The organism is Acinetobacter sp. A2 (genome assembly GCF_012371325.1).
GTDB lineage: Bacteria > Pseudomonadota > Gammaproteobacteria > Pseudomonadales > Moraxellaceae > Acinetobacter.
On the sequence record NZ_JAAZQX010000023.1, the window covers coordinates 21,580 to 41,740 of the forward strand.

Here is a 20,161-nt window from a genome sequence, read left to right on the forward strand (position 1 = left end):
TCTGTTAATTATTTTAAGAAAACCCAGCTTCGGCTGGGTTTTTTGTAACTGACAATTTAGGTCACATAAGTAAAATTTTTGGTTAAAAATGACAGCTATTTTAATTATTTTGTGATGGATATTATATTTAAGTGATTTATTTGCAAAACAATTATCTTTTTTTGTTTAAATTAATTATAATTTTTGTTCAATAAGAATAGATAAATTCTGAGCAGAATCTATGTCAAAAATAGTATGGGGTGGAATGGGGCTTGTGGTGTTGGCGGGGGCTGTCGCTGCGGGCAATTTGTATGCCGATAAAAGTCTAAATGCGCATTATCAGCAAAGTTTAAAACCTGCACCGAATATGAATGTGCAATATACAGATTATAAAATGGGCGCTTTGCAAGGCTCTGCAAAATGGAATGCGAGCTTTGTACCTGACCCATGTAATGCCAAAGAAAAATTAGTGTTTAATGGTGACGATCAAATTCAGCGTACATGGAAAGGCTATACCATTCATTCACAACTTGATTTAGTGCAGGGAACGGGTGCATACGCAGAATTTTTTAAACAGCCTTTGAAGGTGACGACTCACGTCAATTGGCTTGGGGTATCGACCACACAATTAAAAACACCTGTTATAGAAAAAAAGAGGGTGCGTTTCATACTAAAATTGAGCCAATGCAAATTGAGTTTCAGGCCAAACAAGTACAGGGACAGCATAAAATCTTAAATATGAGTCTTGATTTGCCAGCCTTAAGCATACGTGATGAATTTGGAAATACCCAATTGAAAGGTATGCATTTTAAAACCAATCAAGCCTTGAATGCTCAGGCTTTAGAGCCAGGTTATTTCCAATTTAATATTGCTGAAATGCAGCGCCAAGACCGTGAAGCACACGCTTCAGGGCAAATGAAAAATCTAAGTTGGCGTATGGATACGCAATTGCATGAACGTACAGTTGATATTCAATCCAAATTCAAAATTGCTGAATTGGGTTTAGACAATGTACCCGCAATGCAAGATTTGCAGTTCAATTGGGATGTTAAAGACTTACAACGCACGAAAACGCAGACCTTCTTTGATATTATTCAAAAACAAAGCAACTCCTGCTTAGAAGCAGAAAACTTTGAAAAAGATGCAAGACAGGCAATGATTGCAATCATTAATGATGGTTTTAAGTTTGAATCGAAGCACAATCAGCTGAAATTAGGTACTGGTAGTATTCAGGCAGATGTTGTTGGCAAAGTGATGCCAGGGCATCAGACCACCTTAGAAGGTTTGGCAAAAATGTTCCCAAGCTTATTAGAGGCACAAACCGATGTAAGCTTTAATAAGCAAGTGGTTAAAACCATGATGAATAACTATATGCGTGCAGCAGGTAAAAGCATGTCATATCAGGAGTTGGAGCAAATGCTGAGTGCGATGCAAAGCAGCCAGCAAATTCATCGCGATGGTGATGAGTTTAAATTGTCTATGCATTATCAATATGGTGAAAAGAAGTTTTTAACACCGCAATAAATTTATCTATTCCTTAAAAACAAAGCCTGTTCAATTGAACAGGCTTTGTTTTATCAGCAATCGTTTTGCTTAAACAGGTGGATGTTGGATTTTCCAAGCACGGTGGATTTTAGTGTTACGTTTGAAATCTGGACCAATGGTTTCATGGCTAATTTCTTGCACATCAAACATAGCTTCAATTTCTTCATCCATTTCAAAGCCACGGTAATTGTTAGAGAAGTACAGCGTGCCGCCTGTGGTTAGACGGTTCATGGCACGCTTAATTAAAGATACGTGGTCACGCTGTACATCAAAGGTTCCATAGAATTTTTTGGAATTCGAGAAGGTTGGCGGGTCAATGAAAATTAGTTCATATTGCTCATGGCCTTCCTTGAGCCATTCAAAACAGTCGCTAGCAAAGAATTGATGCTGTTCATCTGCATGGTCTACAGTCAAACCGTTCAGTACGAAGTTTTCTTTAGACCAGTTTAAATAGGTGTTAGATAAATCGACACTGGTGGTGCTTGCAGCCCCGCCAAGTGCAGCATGCAAACTTGCAGTTGAGGTGTAACTGTATAAATTTAGGAAGTGCTTACCACGTGCTTCTTTGGCAATGCGTAAACGCATTTGACGGTGGTCTAGGAATAAACCTGTATCTAAATAATCCGTCAGGTTGACCAAAATTTTCGCTTGACCTTCTTGCACGATAAAACGCTTAGAAGCAGTACTTTGTTTGGTGTACTGATTTTTACCTTCTTGGCGGGCACGTGTCTTAATAAATACAGCATCACGGCCTAAGCCCGTTACAGCACGAATTGCTTGTAATGCAAGATTAAAACGCTTTTTGGCTTTTTCAGGATCAATTTTTTTCGGTGGTGCATATTCTTGTACGTGCAAACGATCGCCGTATAAATCGACTGCGACATTAAAATCAGGCAAGTCTGCATCGTATAAACGTAAGCAATAGACGTTGTCTTTCACAGCCCATTTTTTCAGGCTTTGCATATTTTTCTGCAATCGGTTAGTGAAGTCTTCTGCACCTTCAATCGGTTCAAATTGCTGAGGTTGCCAGTCAGCTAAGAATGGACGTGCTACTGTTGCAGGTTTGATTGTCCCAAAACGTACGTAAATTGGCAGTTTACCATTCATCAAACGTAGAATTTGAGGGTCATTAAATGCCAGTACATCGGCTTGTTCGACCTGTGCAGCAATTACAGCTGCTTTTTGATTTGGGAAATGTTTTTGCAATAGGGCAGATAAACCCAAATACAAGGCACGGTTCGAGGCTTTATCACCTAAACGCTCACCATAAGGTGGGTTGGTGACAATAAAGGCTTTTTTACCTTCCGCCTGGAAATCTGGCCAGTCGGCCAAAGTGCGTTCTTCAATTTGAATCTGATCGAGCAAGTTTTCAAAACCGGCAGCAATAATATTTTGCTTGGTGGCTTTGACTGCTTCCCAGTCTGCATCAAAAGCATAGAATTTAGGCAGCGGTTGTTGTAATGCTGTTTGATGGCGTTCTGCTGCTTCAGCTTTAATGTTCATCCATAATTCATGGTCGTGACCTTGCCAACCATTAAAACCAAAACGACGTACTAGACCTGGCGCACGGTCAGTCAGCATCATTAAAGCTTCAATAATAAAAGTACCTGAACCACACATCGGATCTAAAATGATGTCAGGCTGAATGTGTTGTAATTGACCTTTTTGCAGAATTGCTGCTGCAAGATTTTCTTTGATTGGCGCATCGGTCATAAAACGACGATAACCACGTTTATGCAACGAGTCGCCCGATAAATCTAAACAGTAGGTGTGTTCAGTTTTCCCTGCTAAAACATACAGCGTAATTTCTGGCTGTTTGATGTCGATGCTTGGGCGTTTGCCCACAGCGTCCATAAATGAATCCACTACGCCATCTTTAACGCGTAAAGTTGCAAACTGGCTATTTACTTTAATGTCACGTTCGATATGCAAACGCACTGCAAATGTACTTTGTGGTGCAAAAATCAGTGACCAGTCAAAGCTAAGCGCACCTTCATAGAGCTCTTCGGCAACATCGCGTGCATCGTGACTGAATTCAATTTCATGGGTATGAATAGGGGTGAGTACCCGAGAAGCCAGACGTGACCACATGCAGACACGGTAGGCATTTTCGAGTGTGCCTTTGAAAATTAAACGACCCGGTAAACGTTCGATATTTGGAATACCTAAACCTTGCATTTCTTCTTGAAGTAAGGTTTCAAGTCCATCTGCACAGGTGACCCAATATGTAGAAAGACGGGGTTTCGAATTCATGAAAATTTCCAAAAGCAATTCAGCAATCGGCTATTTTAACGTATTTTGTGTGGTAAAACTTAGTGATTTAGCCTGAATTCAGCAGAATTTTAAACAGTGTTGAATAAGCATCTTGGTTAAATTCTGCAGTCATCATTGATATAGCGAAAATTTACACATTAGATCTGAGTTAAGTTCATCACATTTTATGCTTAACGCTTTTTATTGGTTTTTAGATATCTGAATATTCACATGATTGGTACGCATCTTGCTAATACTTGGTGGCATGAGTTCAAGCTGCAAATACACATCGTATTTGCGTGCGTAAATGTGAGTTGCATACTGAACATCATGCAAATGAAAAAAGCATTTTAAAAGCAAAAAAATTTAAGGGGTTATATTCAGATGAGTACATTGCATGCGCTTGGTCAAAGTGAACTTTTTTCGGTTGCGACTTTAATTTATACCCGTTTAAGACGTGTGAGTGGACGTGTAATAGATGTGATGTATTTAGTGGAAAATACCGATTATGCACGTTATGTGGTGCAGTTGGCTTTGGCGACACAAGACGCCGAACTGCATCATCATATATCCCGTTTGGAAGCAATATTAGTGAAATTGGCACCGCAGTATGATCTTGGCAATGATATTCAAAATGATCTGAGCATAGATAAAAAAGAAGATAATGAGGAGCTAACAGACAGTTTAGAAGAGACGCACGAACCAACAGAAGAAGAAATTTATCAGGCACAGGTCGCACACCATTATATTGGTGCATTACGCTAGAAGGCATTTGGCGTCGAGCACTCGATTTGCTTCCAAAAAGATCTGAAATTTGAAGTGCAAAGAGAGTGCTGAGTTTTAGCAAGCGAGTTTTTTCATTGAAAGTCTAGATGTATAGCACTGACTTAATTTTTAAAATCATCCATTTCTTTTGCTGAAATCACGCCAACGGGCACTGCTTTGATAAATCAATTTCTGTATAATGCGTTAACTTAACGTATAAGGAATCTCTCATGCATTTGGCGGCATTGCATACTCCGAGCCAGATTCAATTGAATAAAGATGGGCATTTAAAACACTTTTTGACCATCGAAGGTCTTTCCAAAGAAACCCTTACTAAAATTCTGGACACAGCACAGTCCTTTTTCAATGAACAAAATCAACTGATCACCAATAATTTGCTGGAAGGGCGTACGGTGATGAACTTGTTCTTCGAAAACTCTACCCGTACCCGCACCACATTTGAAGCCGCAGCCAAGCGTCTTTCTGCCAATGTACTCAATATTGATATCGCCCGTTCAAGTACCTCTAAAGGTGAAACTTTACGTGATACTTTGTGGAACTTAGAGGCGATGGCAGCGGATATTTTCGTGGTACGCCATTCTTCTTCAGGTGCGGCACATTTTATTGCCAAAACTGTATGCCCAAATGTTGCCATTATTAATGCAGGTGATGGCCGTCATGCGCATCCGACTCAAGCCATGTTGGATATGTTGACGATTCGCCGTGAAACACAACGTCCTTATGAAGAATTAAGCGTGGCGATTATTGGTGATATTAAACATTCACGTGTTGCACGTTCTGATGTGGCAGCCTTACAAACTTTAGGCTGTAAAGATATTCGCGTGATTGCACCGAATACCTTATTACCTTACGGTTTTGATGAATATGGCGCTGGTGTGCGTTTATTTAACAAAATGGAAGATGGCATTAAAGATTGCGATGTAATTATCACCCTGCGTATTCAAAATGAACGTATTGATTCGCCTGCACTCGCTTCACAAGCCGAATTCTACAAAATGTACGGTTTAAACAAAGAGCGTTTGGCACTTGCCAAACCAAATTGTATTGTGATGCATCCTGGCCCAATGAACCGTGGCGTAGAAATTGATTCGAGTATTGCCGATGGCCCTCAATCGGTGATTTTAAATCAGGTGACCAACGGCATTGCGGTGCGTATGGCGGTATTGGCTTTGGCGATGCAAGGTCAGTTGCAAGAACAAGGTTTGATTGACGCGATTGCGGTATAAGGAAAAAGTCATGGCGATTGTAAAAATTGAAAATGTACGTGTGCTTGACCCAATCCAGCAAATTGATCGCGTGCAAACAGTATATCTTGAAAATGGCAAGTTGGTTGCAGAAAGTGCAGATATTAGCGAAAGCATTGATGCCCAAGGCCAATGGCTCATGCCAACCATGGTGGATTTATGCGCACGTTTACGTGAACCTGGTCAGCAACAGCACGGCACACTCAAATCTGAAGGCAAGGCTGCCCGTGAAAATGGCATCCTGCACTTATTTACCCCACCTGATTCTAAACCCATTGTGCAAGATAACGGCGCACTTATTCATGGTTTGGTCGAAAAAGCCATGTTGGATGGCGGCATTTATTTAGAAGTGATTGGTGCTCAAACTCAAGGTTTAAACGGCAAGCAGCCTGCCAATATGGCGGGACTGAAAAAAGGCGGCTGTAGTGCAGTGTCCAATGCCAATGCGCCTTTTGAAGATGATGATGTCGTGATTCGCACACTGGAATATGCTGCAGGTTTGGACATGACCGTGGTGTTTTATGCCGAAGAACCGCAAATTGCTAAAGATGGATGTGTGCATGAAGGCTTTATTGCATCACGTCAGGGTTTGCCTATGATTCCAACTTTGGCAGAAACCGTGGCAATTGCTAAATATCTACTCATGATTGAAGCTACAGGCGTACGTGCACACTTTGGTTTATTGTCATGCGGGGCATCAGTCGAGCTGATTAAAAATGCCAAAGCCAAAGGTTTACCAGTGACTTGTGATGTGGCGATGCATCAATTGCATTTAACCGATCAAATTATTGATGGCTTTAACTCTTTGGCGCATGTGCGTCCACCATTACGTTCAGAGCAAGACAAAGACTTGTTACGTCAAGGCGTAAAAGATGGTGTGATTGATGCAATTTGTACCCACCACGAACCATTAAACAGTTCTGCCAAAATGGCGCCATTTGCTGATACCTTGTCGGGTTTCACTGCCTTTGATACCTATATTCCATTTGGAATTCAGTTGATTCAAGAAGGCTTGTTCAGTCCGTTGGAATGGGTGGAAAAAGTGACGCTTGCTCCTGCACGTGTGGCAAAAATGCAAAGTCGCTGGGAACAAGAAGCAGGTTGGGTCTTGGTTGATCCTGAAGTGGAATGGACACTGAACAAAGAAACAATTGTGTCACAAGGTAAAAATACGCCTTTAATTAACCAAGTGGTGAAAGGCAAGGCATTACGCGTTTTTACAGCTTAATTTGCTCTGATTGATATTTTATTTTCAAGTTTAGATAAAAGTCAGCTTCGGCTGGCTTTTTTATGCGATTGAAAAATAGAAAGCCAACACTCCGTTGACGCAAATTTCATAACAAAATCAAAACACCACAATTTATTACATTTGTTTAAATTTTAAGCATATACACTAAAAAACAACTTGAAAACAAAGACAAAAAAGAGGGCTGTATATGCAAACAGATTTTATTGACCTACTCAAACAAAGTGTCTCATCTATTGTATTAGAAGGGGAAACCCAGCATTTGCTTGAAAAAAATCAGGCACTGAATAGCTTTTATCCCATTTTATTGTCTATTTTAAATTCACGTCCTGAATTAATAGATAATTTGCATCGACAGCTTAACCCTCGTGTGGGCGATGTCTTTGGTTCAAACTTGTCTTTAAAACAGCAGTTTATGGATATGGTGAGTGGCACAGCACCACAAGTCGAAATTGAAAATACACTGAATCGTTCAATTGCACCTAGCTTAAACTTTCTTGAAAATCAGGCAGGCTCATCAGACCCAGTTGCGATTCAACATTTATTGCAAAATAATTTAGATTCAATTCAGGCGGCTTTACCACAATGGGCAACAGCATTATTGGCCGCTTTAGGTGTAAATAATGCTGCAGGGCAGACTGTGCACCAAGCGCCAGAAGTGGTTGTGGCTGAACCCGTAGAAGAACGTCGTTCTTGGTTATTGCCAATTTTGGCTTTAATTATTTTAATTGGCTTATTGGCATTTTTATTCCGTGCATGTAGTGACCGTGATCAAGTCCCTGCAACCACGCAGACACAAGTGGCTGCCAATCAGGCTGCAATGTTACAAGTCAGTACGGGCAGTGATGGCAATTTAATTACCTGTCAAATTTTGCTGAATAATCCAAGCTATATGGAAATTTTACAAAAAGAGGTTAAGCAAATTTTCAATCATCCAACGGGTTGTGGTGCGGAAAATTATGCAAATTATCACTCAGAGTTTATTGATCAAGACGTTATTCCAAGTGTTTTAAAAATGCTGAAGGGTGTACCGAATGTCAATTTAAACTGGGTAGGTAATCAACTTTCAATTCAGGCAGCTAATCCTGCTGATGCAGAGCGCTTGGCGAGTCAAATCCGTCCATTGGCTAAAAACATGACGGTGGTAACTCAGCAACCGGTAGAAACTGCGCAAACAGATGTCAATCATGCTGTTACTACAAGTATTAGCAATGCTGAACAGGCTTTAGCTGCGATTAATCCTGACAATATTCAAGCCTTGGATATTGCGACTGCATTGAACATGCAAATTATTAATTTTGACTCTGCATCTACACAAATTCCAGAAGCCAATAAGTCTATTTTAGATCAGGCTGCGGTATTGATGCAGCGTGCATCACAAGTTCATTTAACGGTCAAAGGGCATACCGATGCCGTGGGTGATGCCAATGCCAATAAAACCTTGTCACAACAACGTGCGCAGGCTGTGGTGGATTATTTGGTATCACGTGGTGTAAACCTAGGTCAGTTGCAAGCAGTTGGTTTTGGGTCAGAACAACCAATTGCTGCCAATGCAACCCCAGAAGGTCAATTTAAAAACCGCCGTATTGAGTTTGAAGTATCGAATGTAGATACAGGTACGGTGCGTAGTGTGGAAGATGCAGGTGTAGTGGAACAGAAGGTAGCACAACCTTAAAAACGGTTTCATTTTCTTGTAGCATTGACTTTGTACTCAGCCTTTACTTTGTGAAGTGAGGGCTTTTTTTATTGCTGATTAATATCGAAAAATTATTCAAATATCAAAATTGAAAATAATTTTTATATGATTTTTTGTTCAGTAGAACGTTTTCATAAATCAAAAATTAATCATAAATGATCAATTCAATGATTATTGGAAGTCCCTGTTCCTTAGGGAAAAGGTTAGGATGAGGGGGGACTGAATTATGCGCTTAAACGGATGTATGAAAGATGTTTAGTAAAAAGTCTGAGAGTCAATATAAAATAAAACCTCTCCTCAGCAAGTTTTAAAGCATTGCCTCAAAACTTGCTGAGGAGAGGGGGATTAAAAGGCAGAAAGTACATTAAGCCGCTATTTTTTCTAAGGCTACACCTGTAACTTTTTGAATTTCATCAAAGCTGACATCAGGTGCAAGTTCGACCAGTTTTACCCCTTGTGGAGTAATATCTAAAACGCCTAAATCGGTAATGATACGATGCACCACCGCTTTACCCGTAAGCGGTAAACTGCACTGCGATACAATTTTAGGGGTGCCATCTTTGGCACAGTGTTCCATCAGTACCACGACTTTTTGCACGCCTGCAACCAAATCCATTGCACCGCCCATACCTTTAACTTTCTTGCCTGGAATCATCCAGTTGGCCAGATCGCCAGTTTCTGAAACTTCCATTGCACCCAAAATGGCGATATTGACGTGCCCGCCACGAATCATGGCAAATGAGTCTGCACTAGAGAAAAAGGCGGCACCTTTACGCGCGGTGACTGTCTGTTTTCCAGCATTGATCAGGTCGGCATCTACCGTAGCCTCAGTCGGAAATTCACCAATCCCCAGCAAGCCATTTTCAGATTGCAACCAGACATCGATATGGTCAGGAATATAATTGGCAACAAGTGTCGGTAAGCCAATGCCTAGGTTGACATAAAAACCATCTTCTAATTCTTGTGCGGCGCGCTGCGCCATTTGATTACGCGTCCAAGCCATGTGATTAAGCCTCCGCCTTTAAAGTCATTTGTTCAATACGTTTTTCTGGAGTTGCATTCAGGACAATGCGATTCACATAAATCCCCGGGAGGTGAATTTCATCGGGTTCTAAATCGCCAATCTCTACAATTTCCTCAACCTCTGCAATGGTGATTTTGCCCGCCATGGCACAGACTGGATTAAAGTTTTGTGCGGTTTTACGGAAAATCAAATTGCCAGCCTTATCTGCTTTATAGGCTTTAACTAAAGCGACATCTGCCGTTAAGGATTCTTCTAAAATATAGTCTTTGCCATTAAATTCACGGACTTCTTTGCCTTCTGCAATGACCGTACCAACACCTGTAGGAGTGAAAAATGCAGGAATACCTGCACCGCCTGCACGTAATTTTTCAGCCAGTGTACCTTGTGGGGTGAGTTCGACTTCCAATTCGCCATTTAAAAATTGGCGTTCAAATTCTTTATTTTCACCGACATAAGACGAAATCATTTTTTTGATTTGTTTGGTTTCAAGTAATAGACCTAAACCAAAACCATCGACCCCTGCATTATTAGAAATGCAAGTTAGTTGTTTTGCGCCTGTAGCTTTGAGCGCGGCAATCAGGGCTTCTGGAATGCCACATAAACCAAAACCGCCAACCGCTAAGGTCTGTCCATCCTGCACCACACCATTTAATGCAGCTTGTGCGCTGTCATATACTTTATTGGACATTTGTCACCTCTATTTATTTTCTATACGGCATTCACTTGCCGTTGCATTTGTTGCTTATAAAGCATTGTTCATACAGATTTGGGCTTTAAGCACAGGCCTTTTGCCAATAAGCATTGGCATAGTTGGAGGGATTGTTGCGCTGCAATACTTCGCTGATATTACGGCTAGCCTGCATTAAAGCATCCACCTGAATACCCGTTTCAAAGCCCATGTTGGAGAGTAGATAATACAAATCCTCAGTCGAGACATTGCCCGAAGCACCTTTGGCGTATGGGCAACCGCCTAGACCGGCAATGGATGAGTCAAATACCCGAATGCCTTGTAAGAGTGACTGATAAATATTGGCAATCGCCATACCATAGGTATTATGGAAATGACCTGCCAGAACTTTGGTATCGACTTGTGCCAAGCAAGCATTCCAAACTTTTTGTACACGGTCTGGGGTTGCTGTGCCAATGGTTTCACCCAAGGACACTTCATAACACCCCATGTCCAATAATTGCTGAGTGACTTTAGCGACCTGTTTCGGCTCAATTGCACCTTCATAAGGGCAGTCCACCATACAAGATACATAACCACGTACTTGAATATCATGTGCTTTGGCGAGGCGCATCACATCACTAAACTTTTCCAGACTCTCATCAATCGAACAGTTGATGTTTTTACGGGTAAAGCTTTCAGAAGCTGCGGTAAAAACCGCAACCTCTTTGCAACCTACTGCTAAAGCCGACTCAAAACCTTTTAAATTTGGCGTGAGTAAACTGAATTGAATGTTCGGGTCTTTGGGTAACTCGGCAAACAGCACATCGCTGTCTGCCATTTGCGGTACCCATTTAGCTGAAACACAGGAGCCAACTTCGATGTTTTTTAAACCCGTTTGCATTAAATCCAAAATCAGGTTTTTGCGGTCTGCCAATGTGAGTGGTGTTTTCTCATTTTGCAGACCATCACGTGGTCCAACTTCTACAATTTTGACAAATTCAGTCATGCAACTTCCTCCGTCAAGGCTTCAAACTCGACCAGTTCATCACCGGCTTTGACCTGATCACCTGCTTGGAAATATGAGCTTGCCACAATGCCATCAAAAGGTGCACGAATTGAATATTCAATTTTCATGGCTTCAAGGGTCATTAACACATCATCTTTTTTCACACGAGCATTGGCTGCGACCAAGACTTGGGTAATCACACCTGGCATTGGTGCGGTCAAGTTGTTGTCATTGTCTTGTTGATCATCACCTTTAAAATTAGCTTGCACATAGCCAAACACATGGCGCTGACCATTTTGGAATAGGGTGATGCCTTGGGCGTTTTGATTGAAAGCCAATTTTTGTTGCTGACCATTCACACAAAGCTGTAGACGATGCGCATCTAAAAGCTTGCCCTGAACGTTCAGTGTTTGCCCATTGAAGTGTGCTTCAAAACCTGATGATTGCGGTTTTAATTGAATTTTGAGTGTTTGGTCATTGCACTGTAATTGCACTGTATGGGCGTTTTGTAGGTTTAAACGCCAGAAGAGATCTTTTTGCCAAACAGCGCTATTTGCCGCTTTGTTGTTTTGAATACGAGACAATACTTCAATTAACGCAGCAGCAACAATCGTTTCGGTAGCCACTTCAGGTTTTGCATTAAGTAAAAATGCTTCCTCACGTTGAATAAGCCCTGTATCCAAATTGGCATTTTTAAAAGAATCACACAGCACTAAGCGATCTAAAAAGGCAATGTTGTTGCCCAAACCATCGACATGGAACTGACCTAAAGCATGGTGCATTTGTGTTAATGCAGCTTCACGGTTTTTGCCCCAGACAATCAGTTTGGCAATCATTGGGTCGTAGTAGGTGCTGATTTCATCACCTTCGACAATACCGCTGTCTACGCGCACAGCATCATTTTGCTCTGGATAATGCAGGTAGCTGATTTGACCAATGGCGGGGATAAAGCCTTTTTCTGGTTCTTCGGCATAGACACGTGCTTCGAGGGCATGACCGTGAATTTGCAATTCATGCTGCTGTTTTGGTAAGGGTTCACCAAAGGCCACTCGCAATTGCCATTCTACCAAGTCCTGTCCTGTAATCATTTCAGTGACTGGGTGTTCTACCTGCAGGCGGGTATTCATTTCCATGAAATAAGCTGTACCATCTTGCTCGACAATAAACTCGACAGTGCCTGCACCCACATAATTCACGGCACGTGCAGCATCAATCGCAGCTTGGCGCATGGTTTCGAGTTTGTCTTCTGGCATTTTAGGCGCAGGTGCTTCTTCAAGCACTTTTTGATGACGACGTTGCACCGAGCAATCACGCTCGAATAAGTGCACATAGTTGCCGTGAGTATCGCCAAAAACCTGAACTTCAATATGGCGTGGCTGAATCACATAGCGTTCAATTAGTACATCTTCATTGCCAAAACTAGAGCGTGCTTCACTCTTACATGAGGCAAGTGAGCTCAGAAAGTCTTCACTGCGTTCAACCAGACGCATACCTTTACCACCACCGCCTGCGCTGGCTTTAATCAATACCGGATAGCCAATGCTGTCGGCTTGTTGCTTTAAGAAAGCTGCATCCTGATTGGTGCCGTGGTAGCCCGGCGTTAGTGGCACGCCTGCTTTTTCCATTAAAGCTTTAGAAGTGGCCTTAAGCCCCATTGCTAGAATGGCTTCAACAGGCGGGCCAATAAAGACAATATTGTTGTCTTTACAGGCAAGGGCAAACTGGTCATTTTCAGACAAGAAACCATAACCCGGATGAATGGCTTGCGCACCGGTACTTTTAGCCGCCTGAATAATACGGTCAACTTGTAAATAACTTTGTGCCGCAGGGGATTCGCCAATATAAATGGCTTCATCTGCCAGTTTGACATGCTGTGATTGTGCATCAGCATCTGAGTAGACTGCGACCGTGGCAATACCGAGTTTTTTTGCCGTACGAATCACACGGCAGGCAATTTCACCACGGTTGGCAATTAAAATCTTTTCAAACATAGTGCGATCCTTCTTTTATTATGCCGTGGTCTTGATCCAAGCCGGGCTTTGTTTATTCAAAAATGCATTTAAGCCATTTTTCGCCTCATCTCCTTGGCGAATATGCGCAATATGCTGTGCAGTTTGTTGCAATAAGTCTTCGGTCAAGACTTGCTGATTGACCATCTGAATTAGTTGTTTAGAGGCATGCTGTGCGTCTGGGCCACCCAGTAAGAGGGCTTGTACAATGTCATCAATTTTGCTGTCTAGCTGTTCTGGTGCTGCCACTTCATGTGCCAAACCAATCTGCTGAGCCTGTTCTGCAGAAATACGTTCTGCCGTTAAAAAGTAGCGGGATGCCTGACGTGCACCAATGGCACGAATTACATACGGACTAATCGTGGATGGAGCCAGTCCTAAACGTACTTCGGATGTAGCAAATTTGGCATCCGTGCTGGCAACACAAATATCACAGGCAGAGGCCAAGCCCATACCACCACCAAAGGCAATGCCATGCACGCGGGCAATAGTCGGCTGCTTTAAAGTGGCTAAACTTTGCAGCATTCTCGCCAGTTTTAAGGCATCGGCTTGGTTTTCTGCTTCAGAGGCTTGACCTGCCTGCTTCATCCAGTTCAGGTCTGCGCCTGCAGAGAAGCTTTTGCCGCGTCCAGCTAAAATTACGACACGCACATCCTCACGCGTATTCAACTGCAGAAAGCAGGCATGTAATTCTTCAATCACTTGGGTATTGAAGGCATTGTGAAGCTCCGCACGATTAATCCAAACCGTAGCCACTTGATTTTGCTGTTCGAGTTGTAAAAATTGATAATCCATTTTGTCACCTCTTACATGCGGAACACGCCAAACTTGGTCGGTTGGATTGGGGCATTTAGAGCAGCAGCCAAACTTAAAGCCAACACTTCACGCGACTGAGCAGGATCAATCACACCGTCATCCCATAAACGTGCAGAAGCATAATATGGATGACCCTGACGCTCGTATTGATCACGAATTGGCTGTTTAAATTGGTCTTCTTCTTCTGCCGACCAGCTACCACCTTTGGCTTCAATCTGGTCGCGTTTTAATGTTGAAAGAACACTCGATGCCTGTTCACCACCCATTACCGAAATACGGGAGTTTGGCCATGTCCACATAAAGCGTGGCGAGTAGGCACGACCACACATGCCATAGTTACCTGCACCAAAAGAACCACCAATCACTAAAGTCAGTTTAGGTACATTGGCTGTCGCCACCGCCATCACCAGTTTGGCACCATTTTTGGCAATGCCTTCATTTTCGTATTGGCGCCCCACCATAAAGCCTGTGATATTTTGAATAAATAGCAGGGGAATGCTGCGTTGGGTACACAGTTCAATAAAGTGTGCGCCTTTTTGTGCCGACTCGGAAAATAAAATGCCATTGTTGGCAATAATTCCGACAGGCATACCATAGAGTTTGGCAAAACCCGTAATCAGTGTCGTACCAAAGCGTGCTTTGAACTCATCAAAACGTGAACCATCGACGATGCGGGCAATCACTTCACGTACATCAAATGGTTTACGTGCATCAGTCGGTACAATGCCATACAGTTCAGAGGCATCAAATAACGGTGCTTCTACCTGCTCTGGTTGTGGGTTTGGCTTTTTGTTTAAGTTCGCCACAATGTTACGGGCAATCGCCAAGGCATGTTCATCATTTTCTGCCAAGTGGTCTGCCACACCTGAAAGGCGAGTGTGCACATCACCACCACCCAAGTCTTCACTTGAAACGACTTCACCGGTAGCTGCTTTTACCAGCGGTGGGCCGCCCAAGAAGATTGTCCCCTGATTGCGTACAATAATGGTTTCATCTGACATAGCAGGTACATAAGCGCCACCTGCAGTACAGCTTCCCATCACCACTGCAATTTGGGCAATACCCATGCTCGACATGCGGGCCTGATTATAGAAAATGCGTCCGAAGTGATCACGGTCTGGAAAGACTTCATCTTGTAGCGGTAAATATGCACCGCCCGAATCGACCAAATAAATACAAGTCAGGTGATTCTGTTCGGCAATTTCCTGTGCGCGTAAATGCTTTTTCACAGTCAGTGGATAGTAAGTTCCGCCTTTTACAGTGGCATCGTTGGCAATGATCATACAGGTCACGCCATTGACCTGACCCACGCCTGCAACTACGCCTGCAGCAGGTACATCATCCTGATAGACCTGATAGGCAGCCAACTGACCAATTTCAATAAATGCGGTACCAGGATCAATCAGGTGATCAATCCGTTCACGTGGCAGCAATTTGCCACGGTCTAAATGTTTTTGGCGTGCCGTTTCACCACCACCCAAAGCAATTTTTTGGACTTTTTCTCTCAGGTCATCGACCAATGCTTGCATAGCAGCCTGATTGTTTTTGAACTCGTCGCTGCGAATATTAATTTTGCTCTGTAATTGATTCATGCCAACATCCTTGTCTATTTTTGTGATTTATTCTTTAGGCAGTTTCGTTAAACAGTTCACGGCCAATCAGCATGCGGCGAATCTCTGAAGTACCTGCGCCAATTTCATAGAGTTTGGCATCACGCCATAAACGTCCTGCAGAGAATTCGTTGATATAGCCATTGCCACCCAAAGTTTGAATGGTTTCACCTGCCATCCAAGTGGCTTTTTCTGCTGCATATAAAATTGCACTGGCTGCATCTTTACGTAAACTGCGGCTGTGTTCAGCTTTGTCACATTCTGCGCCTACGGCATAAACGAGTGCTTTACATGCCAGCCAAGTTGAATACATATCGGCAATTTTGCCTTGCATCAGCTGAAACTCACCTAGTGCCTGACCAAACTGTTTGCGCTCATGAATATAAGGAATCACGGTGTCCATGCAGGCATCCATAATGCCTAAAGGACCAGCACTTAAAACAGCACGTTCATAGTCTAAGCCGCTCATTAATACTTTTACGCCATTGCCTACACCACCCAAGACGTTTTCTTTGGGTACTTCTACATTGTCAAAGAATAGTGGATAGGTATTCGAGCCACGCATACCCAGTTTATCTAAATGGCTGCCATGACTAAAACCAGGCATATTTTTTTCAATCAGGAATGCCGTCATGCCTTTGGCACCTGCTTGTAAATCAGTTTTAGCGTACACCACCAAAACATCGGCATCACCACCATTGGTGATCCACATTTTTGCGCCGTTAAGTAAGTAATGATCGCCTTTATCTTCTGCTTTTAGCTTCATGCTGACGACATCTGAGCCTGCATTGGGTTCAGACATAGCCAATGCACCGACATAATCACCTGAAACTAATTTTGGTAAATAGCGCTGCTTCTGTTCTTCTGTCCCATTTCGCTTAATTTGGTTCACACATAGGTTAGAATGAGCACCGTAAGACAAACCAATGGATGCTGATGCACGAGAAATTTCTTGCATGGCAATGATGTGAGCCAAATAGCCTAAGTTGGTGCCGCCGTATTCTTCACTCACGGTCAAGCCAAGTAAGCCCATATCGCCAAATTTTTTCCAAAGCTGGGCAGGGAATTCGTTATCACGATCGACCTGTTGTGCAATGGGTGCAATTTCTTTTGCACAAAAAGCAGCGATTGAATCACGCAGTGCGATTAAGGTTTCATCCAAACCGAAGTCTAAGCTTTGTAAATTCATGTATTCATCCATCCTGAGGTTATATTTGTTGTTCCTAAAACAAGCATTATTGTTGTGCTTAGGTTCTAACATACATCGAAAATTTAAAAAAGTGAACTAAAATTCACAAAATGATTTACAATTCATTTTATCTGGTTGAGAATAAGATATGAGTTATAAAAGATCATCATTGATGCAGGAACGTATGGAACAAAATCGCAATGCGATTTTAGATTCTGCTCGTGAACTTATTGCTCATGGGGGCTTTAAAGAAGCGTCTATACAAGCCATTGCAGAACGCGCAGGCGTGTCTACAGGTTTGGTGTATCGCTACTTTGAAAATAAAAGTCAGATTCTGATTGAAGTTTTATCGGCTGCTATTCGTCGTGAAGTTGAAATTTTGGACCACATTGCGAAGTCAGATTTAACGCCAAAACAAAAATTGCAAAAATCAGTTACAACTTTTGTGAAGCGTGCGATGAACAGCCCCCAATTGGCGTATTCGTTAATGTTCGAGCCTGTAGACCCAGAAATGGAACATGAGCGTTTTCGCAGTAAACAATTGATCAAACAAAGCATCAAGGAAATTTTGGCTGAAGGAAAAGTCAATAGTGAGTTTGATTTTGAAGACTTAAACACTGCAGCTTTAGGTGTGGTTGGATCCATGACCTTTGTGGTGATTGAGCCTTTGAATCCTTCTCGCAATGTAATGTTTGATCAAAATTATAAAGATTACTTTGTCAAACAAATTGCCGATTTTTGTGTGAATGCAGTGCGGAAACAGGAAGGAGGGAAATAAGAACAACGCACAGAATAGGCAAAAAAGTAATCGTCGTTATAGAACAATTAATAGTGTTGGAAAACAGAATTACAAAGAATCAAGGAGATCGATTCAATGACACAAGTACGGTTAAGTTATGCCTATGGCACCAGTAATCAGCCTTTGTTAGGTATGACTATTGGTGAAAAGTTTGATCAGGCTTGCCAGCAATATGCAGATCAGGATGCTTTGGTAAGCGTGCATCAAAATGTGCGTCTGACCTATAAGCAACTGCAGCAACAGGTCAATGCCTTTGCCTGTAGCTTATTAAAACTCGGTTTTAAGAAAGGTGACCGCCTTGCCATTTGGTCTCCGAATTGTGTGGAATGGACAATCACTCAATTTGCAGCCTTCAAGGCAGGGGTGATTTTGGTCAACTTGAACCCCGCTTATAAAAGCAATGAATTGGAATTTGTGCTGAACAAGGTTTCCTGTAAGGGTTTGGTTATTGCATCGCAATTTAAAAGCACCAATTATCAGGAAATTCTCACCAAAATTGCGCCAGAGCTGTGTCAGGCAGACAACAAAGTCCTCAATGCTAAGCGATTACCACATTTAAAGCATGTGATTAAAATTGATGAGCAGAGCCATACAGGTATTCATCGTTTTCAGGATTTACTACCAAGTCCAACCACGCACATGCTGAAAAAGCTAGATCAAATTGCCAGTGAATTGCAGTTTGATGAAACCATCAATATTCAATTTACCTCAGGCACGACAGGCAATCCGAAAGGTACCATGCTGACCCACAACAACATTTTAAATAATGGTTATTTTGTGGGAGAGGCGATTCATTTAAGTCCGCAAGATCGTGTATGTATTTCAGTGCCGTTATTCCACTGTTTTGGGATGGTGATGGGCAATTTGGCCTGTATCACACATGGCTCAACCATGGTCTATCCATCCGCAGTGTTTAATCCACTCGATACCTTAAAAGCCATTCAGCAAGAAAAATGTACGGCTGCTTATGGTGTGCCAACCATGTTTATTGCCATTTTAGAGCATGAGCAGTTTGATGAATTTGATTTGTCTAGCTTGCGTACAGGCATTATGGCAGGCAGTCCATGCCCGCAAGAAATTATGCAACGTGTGATAGACCGCATGCACATGTCACAAATCACCATTTGTTATGGCATGACCGAAACAGCACCTGTGAGCGCACAAAGTTCGACGGATGATTCGGTAGAACGCCGTGTCAGTACAGTCGGTCGAGTGCATCCACACTTGGAAGTTAAAATTGTGGATGAAGATGGCAAAGTTGTACCCCGTGGGCAATTAGGTGAATTATGTGTGCGCGGCTATTCGGTAATGCTAGGCTATTGGGATGAACATGACAAAACCCAGGAAGTCATTGATGTTGCACGTTGGATGCACACAGGCGACATTGCAGAAATGGACGATGAAGGCTTTGTGAAAATCAAAGGTCGCATTAAAGATGTGGTGATTCGTGGTGGAGAAAACTTATTCCCGAAAGAAATTGAAGATTTCTTATATACCCACGATGCAGTTTGTGATGTGCAAGTGATTGGTGTGCCAGATCATCGTTATGGCGAAGAGCTGTGTGCCTGTATTATTTTGCATGAACACCATGAATGTACCGAAGAAGCGATTCGTAAATATTGTGCAGAACACATTTCGCACAATAAAGTCCCACGCTATGTACGCTTCTTTAGTGAATTTCCAATGACTGCTTCAGGCAAGGCACAGAAATTTAAATTACGTGAATTTATGCGTGAAGAGTTGAATTTAAAGGAAATCGCTTAAGGTCTTTATTAAGACAATAAGCGGTGCATCCGCATGTTATGTTGTCAGTACACACCCTTTATTTCTTGTGTGGAGATAAAGGGTAAATAAAATCAAAAATATAGCGTCTGCTCAATAGTGAAAAGATACCGCAAAGTATAAGAGCGAAGCGCAATGATCAAGGATGAAAATGATGACCGTACGTAATGATTGGACCCGAGAAGAAATTCAGCAGTTATATGAACAGCCTTTTCTAGATTTGGTCTTTGAAGCACAGCGTATGCATCGCCAACATTTTGCTGCCAATACTGTACAAGTCAGTACCTTATTGTCCATTAAAACAGGCAAATGCCCTGAAGACTGTAAATACTGCTCGCAGTCTGCGCATTATGATTCACAACTAGAAGCTGAAAAACGCATTGCCGTTGAAAAAGTCATTCAAGAGGCCAAAGAAGCTTTAGAATCAGGCTCTTCACGTTTTTGTATGGGCGCTGCATGGCGTAACCCACATGAACGTGATATGCCTTATGTGTTGGAAATGGTACG

16 protein-coding genes and 1 pseudogene are annotated in these 20,161 nt (G+C 42.3%); 9 read left to right on the plus strand and 8 right to left on the minus strand.

Annotated elements, in window-relative coordinates:
* Positions 1-220: 220 nt before the first annotated feature.
* Positions 221-715, plus strand: a complete 495-nt coding sequence (locus HHA43_RS13235; RefSeq protein ID WP_228284174.1) for a YdgA family protein — start codon at positions 221-223, stop codon at positions 713-715.
* Positions 664-1,503, plus strand: a complete 840-nt coding sequence (locus tag HHA43_RS09575) for a DUF945 family protein (protein WP_228284175.1) — start codon at positions 664-666, stop codon at positions 1,501-1,503. Before HHA43_RS13235 ends, HHA43_RS09575 begins: the two co-directional genes overlap by 52 nt.
* 69 nt (positions 1,504-1,572) lie before the next feature.
* Here the strand turns inward: HHA43_RS09575 and rlmKL are convergent, their stop codons facing one another.
* The gene (rlmKL, locus tag HHA43_RS09580; RefSeq protein WP_168542514.1) at positions 1,573-3,777 is read right to left on the minus strand and encodes a bifunctional 23S rRNA (guanine(2069)-N(7))-methyltransferase RlmK/23S rRNA (guanine(2445)-N(2))-methyltransferase RlmL; all 2,205 of its coding nucleotides are present in this window, start codon (positions 3,775-3,777) and stop codon (positions 1,573-1,575) included.
* A 384-nt stretch (positions 3,778-4,161) separates the two neighbouring features.
* Here rlmKL and HHA43_RS09585 point away from each other — a divergent pair, with 384 nt between their 5' ends.
* The 4 genes from HHA43_RS09585 (at position 4,162) to HHA43_RS09600 (ending at position 8,728) form a co-directional block, all read left to right on the plus strand.
* Positions 4,162-4,542, plus strand: a complete 381-nt coding sequence (locus HHA43_RS09585; protein WP_168542516.1) for a hypothetical protein — start codon at positions 4,162-4,164, stop codon at positions 4,540-4,542.
* A gap of 230 nt (positions 4,543-4,772) precedes the next feature.
* Positions 4,773-5,789, plus strand: a complete 1,017-nt coding sequence (locus HHA43_RS09590) for an aspartate carbamoyltransferase catalytic subunit (RefSeq protein ID WP_168418983.1) — start codon at positions 4,773-4,775, stop codon at positions 5,787-5,789.
* A gap of 10 nt (positions 5,790-5,799) precedes the next feature.
* On the plus strand, positions 5,800-7,035 hold the full coding sequence (locus HHA43_RS09595) for a dihydroorotase (RefSeq protein WP_168542518.1): 1,236 nt from the start codon (positions 5,800-5,802) through the stop codon (positions 7,033-7,035).
* A gap of 208 nt (positions 7,036-7,243) precedes the next feature.
* Positions 7,244-8,728, plus strand: a complete 1,485-nt coding sequence (locus HHA43_RS09600) for an OmpA family protein (RefSeq protein ID WP_168542520.1) — start codon at positions 7,244-7,246, stop codon at positions 8,726-8,728.
* Between the two features lie 385 nt (positions 8,729-9,113).
* Here the strand turns inward: HHA43_RS09600 and HHA43_RS09605 are convergent, their stop codons facing one another.
* The 7 genes from HHA43_RS09605 to HHA43_RS09635 form a co-directional block, all read right to left on the minus strand.
* A complete protein-coding gene (locus tag HHA43_RS09605; protein ID WP_168542522.1) occupies positions 9,114-9,752 on the minus strand; it encodes a CoA transferase subunit B in 639 nt (212 codons plus the stop codon).
* A gap of 4 nt (positions 9,753-9,756) precedes the next feature.
* Positions 9,757-10,461: a CoA transferase subunit A gene (locus HHA43_RS09610; protein WP_168461285.1), complete on the minus strand. Its 705-nt coding sequence runs from the start codon at positions 10,459-10,461 to the stop codon at positions 9,757-9,759.
* Between the two features lie 85 nt (positions 10,462-10,546).
* Complete coding sequence (locus tag HHA43_RS09615; RefSeq protein ID WP_168461287.1) at positions 10,547-11,449, minus strand: hydroxymethylglutaryl-CoA lyase; 903 nt, start codon at positions 11,447-11,449, stop codon at positions 10,547-10,549.
* On the minus strand, positions 11,446-13,440 hold the full coding sequence (locus tag HHA43_RS09620; RefSeq protein WP_168542524.1) for an acetyl/propionyl/methylcrotonyl-CoA carboxylase subunit alpha: 1,995 nt from the start codon (positions 13,438-13,440) through the stop codon (positions 11,446-11,448). Before HHA43_RS09620 ends, HHA43_RS09615 begins: the two co-directional genes overlap by 4 nt.
* Positions 13,441-13,458: 18 nt before the next feature.
* Entirely contained in the window at positions 13,459-14,253 is a 795-nt protein-coding gene (locus HHA43_RS09625) for an enoyl-CoA hydratase/isomerase family protein (RefSeq protein WP_104487408.1), read from the minus strand.
* A gap of 11 nt (positions 14,254-14,264) precedes the next feature.
* Entirely contained in the window at positions 14,265-15,866 is a 1,602-nt protein-coding gene (locus HHA43_RS09630; RefSeq protein ID WP_168542526.1) for a carboxyl transferase domain-containing protein, read from the minus strand.
* A 34-nt stretch (positions 15,867-15,900) separates the two neighbouring features.
* A complete protein-coding gene (locus tag HHA43_RS09635) occupies positions 15,901-17,073 on the minus strand; it encodes an isovaleryl-CoA dehydrogenase (RefSeq protein ID WP_104487404.1) in 1,173 nt (390 codons plus the stop codon).
* A gap of 148 nt (positions 17,074-17,221) precedes the next feature.
* Between HHA43_RS09635 and HHA43_RS09640 the strand changes: the two genes are divergently transcribed.
* From HHA43_RS09640 to HHA43_RS09650, 3 genes and pseudogenes are all read left to right on the plus strand, one after another.
* A complete protein-coding gene (locus HHA43_RS09640) occupies positions 17,222-17,851 on the plus strand; it encodes a TetR/AcrR family transcriptional regulator (protein ID WP_168542528.1) in 630 nt (209 codons plus the stop codon).
* Between the two features lie 96 nt (positions 17,852-17,947).
* The gene (locus HHA43_RS09645) at positions 17,948-19,636 is read left to right on the plus strand and encodes an AMP-binding protein (protein ID WP_168542530.1); all 1,689 of its coding nucleotides are present in this window, start codon (positions 17,948-17,950) and stop codon (positions 19,634-19,636) included.
* Positions 19,637-19,808: 172 nt separating this feature from the next.
* Positions 19,809-20,161 (plus strand): annotated as a pseudogene (locus HHA43_RS09650) (biotin synthase); the annotation flags it as partial.

Bases quoted from the DNA above. Each gene is read 5' to 3' on its own strand.
- HHA43_RS09645 (WP_168542530.1), top strand. From the start codon at position 17,948: ATGACACAAGTACGGTTAAGTTATGCCTATGGCACCAGTAATCAGCCT.
- HHA43_RS09605 (WP_168542522.1), bottom strand. From the start codon at position 9,752: ATGGCTTGGACGCGTAATCAAATGGCGCAGCGCGCCGCACAAGAATTA.
- HHA43_RS09585 (WP_168542516.1), top strand. From the start codon at position 4,162: ATGAGTACATTGCATGCGCTTGGTCAAAGTGAACTTTTTTCGGTTGCG.
- rlmKL (WP_168542514.1), bottom strand. From the start codon at position 3,777: ATGAATTCGAAACCCCGTCTTTCTACATATTGGGTCACCTGTGCAGAT.
- HHA43_RS13235 (WP_228284174.1), top strand. From the start codon at position 221: ATGTCAAAAATAGTATGGGGTGGAATGGGGCTTGTGGTGTTGGCGGGG.
- HHA43_RS09635 (WP_104487404.1), bottom strand. From the start codon at position 17,073: ATGAATTTACAAAGCTTAGACTTCGGTTTGGATGAAACCTTAATCGCA.
- HHA43_RS09575 (WP_228284175.1), top strand. From the start codon at position 664: ATGCAAATTGAGTTTCAGGCCAAACAAGTACAGGGACAGCATAAAATC.
- HHA43_RS09630 (WP_168542526.1), bottom strand. From the start codon at position 15,866: ATGAATCAATTACAGAGCAAAATTAATATTCGCAGCGACGAGTTCAAA.
- HHA43_RS09615 (WP_168461287.1), bottom strand. From the start codon at position 11,449: ATGACTGAATTTGTCAAAATTGTAGAAGTTGGACCACGTGATGGTCTG.
- HHA43_RS09625 (WP_104487408.1), bottom strand. From the start codon at position 14,253: ATGGATTATCAATTTTTACAACTCGAACAGCAAAATCAAGTGGCTACG.
- HHA43_RS09620 (WP_168542524.1), bottom strand. From the start codon at position 13,440: ATGTTTGAAAAGATTTTAATTGCCAACCGTGGTGAAATTGCCTGCCGT.
- HHA43_RS09595 (WP_168542518.1), top strand. From the start codon at position 5,800: ATGGCGATTGTAAAAATTGAAAATGTACGTGTGCTTGACCCAATCCAG.
- HHA43_RS09640 (WP_168542528.1), top strand. From the start codon at position 17,222: ATGAGTTATAAAAGATCATCATTGATGCAGGAACGTATGGAACAAAAT.
- HHA43_RS09590 (WP_168418983.1), top strand. From the start codon at position 4,773: ATGCATTTGGCGGCATTGCATACTCCGAGCCAGATTCAATTGAATAAA.
- HHA43_RS09610 (WP_168461285.1), bottom strand. From the start codon at position 10,461: ATGTCCAATAAAGTATATGACAGCGCACAAGCTGCATTAAATGGTGTG.
- HHA43_RS09600 (WP_168542520.1), top strand. From the start codon at position 7,244: ATGCAAACAGATTTTATTGACCTACTCAAACAAAGTGTCTCATCTATT.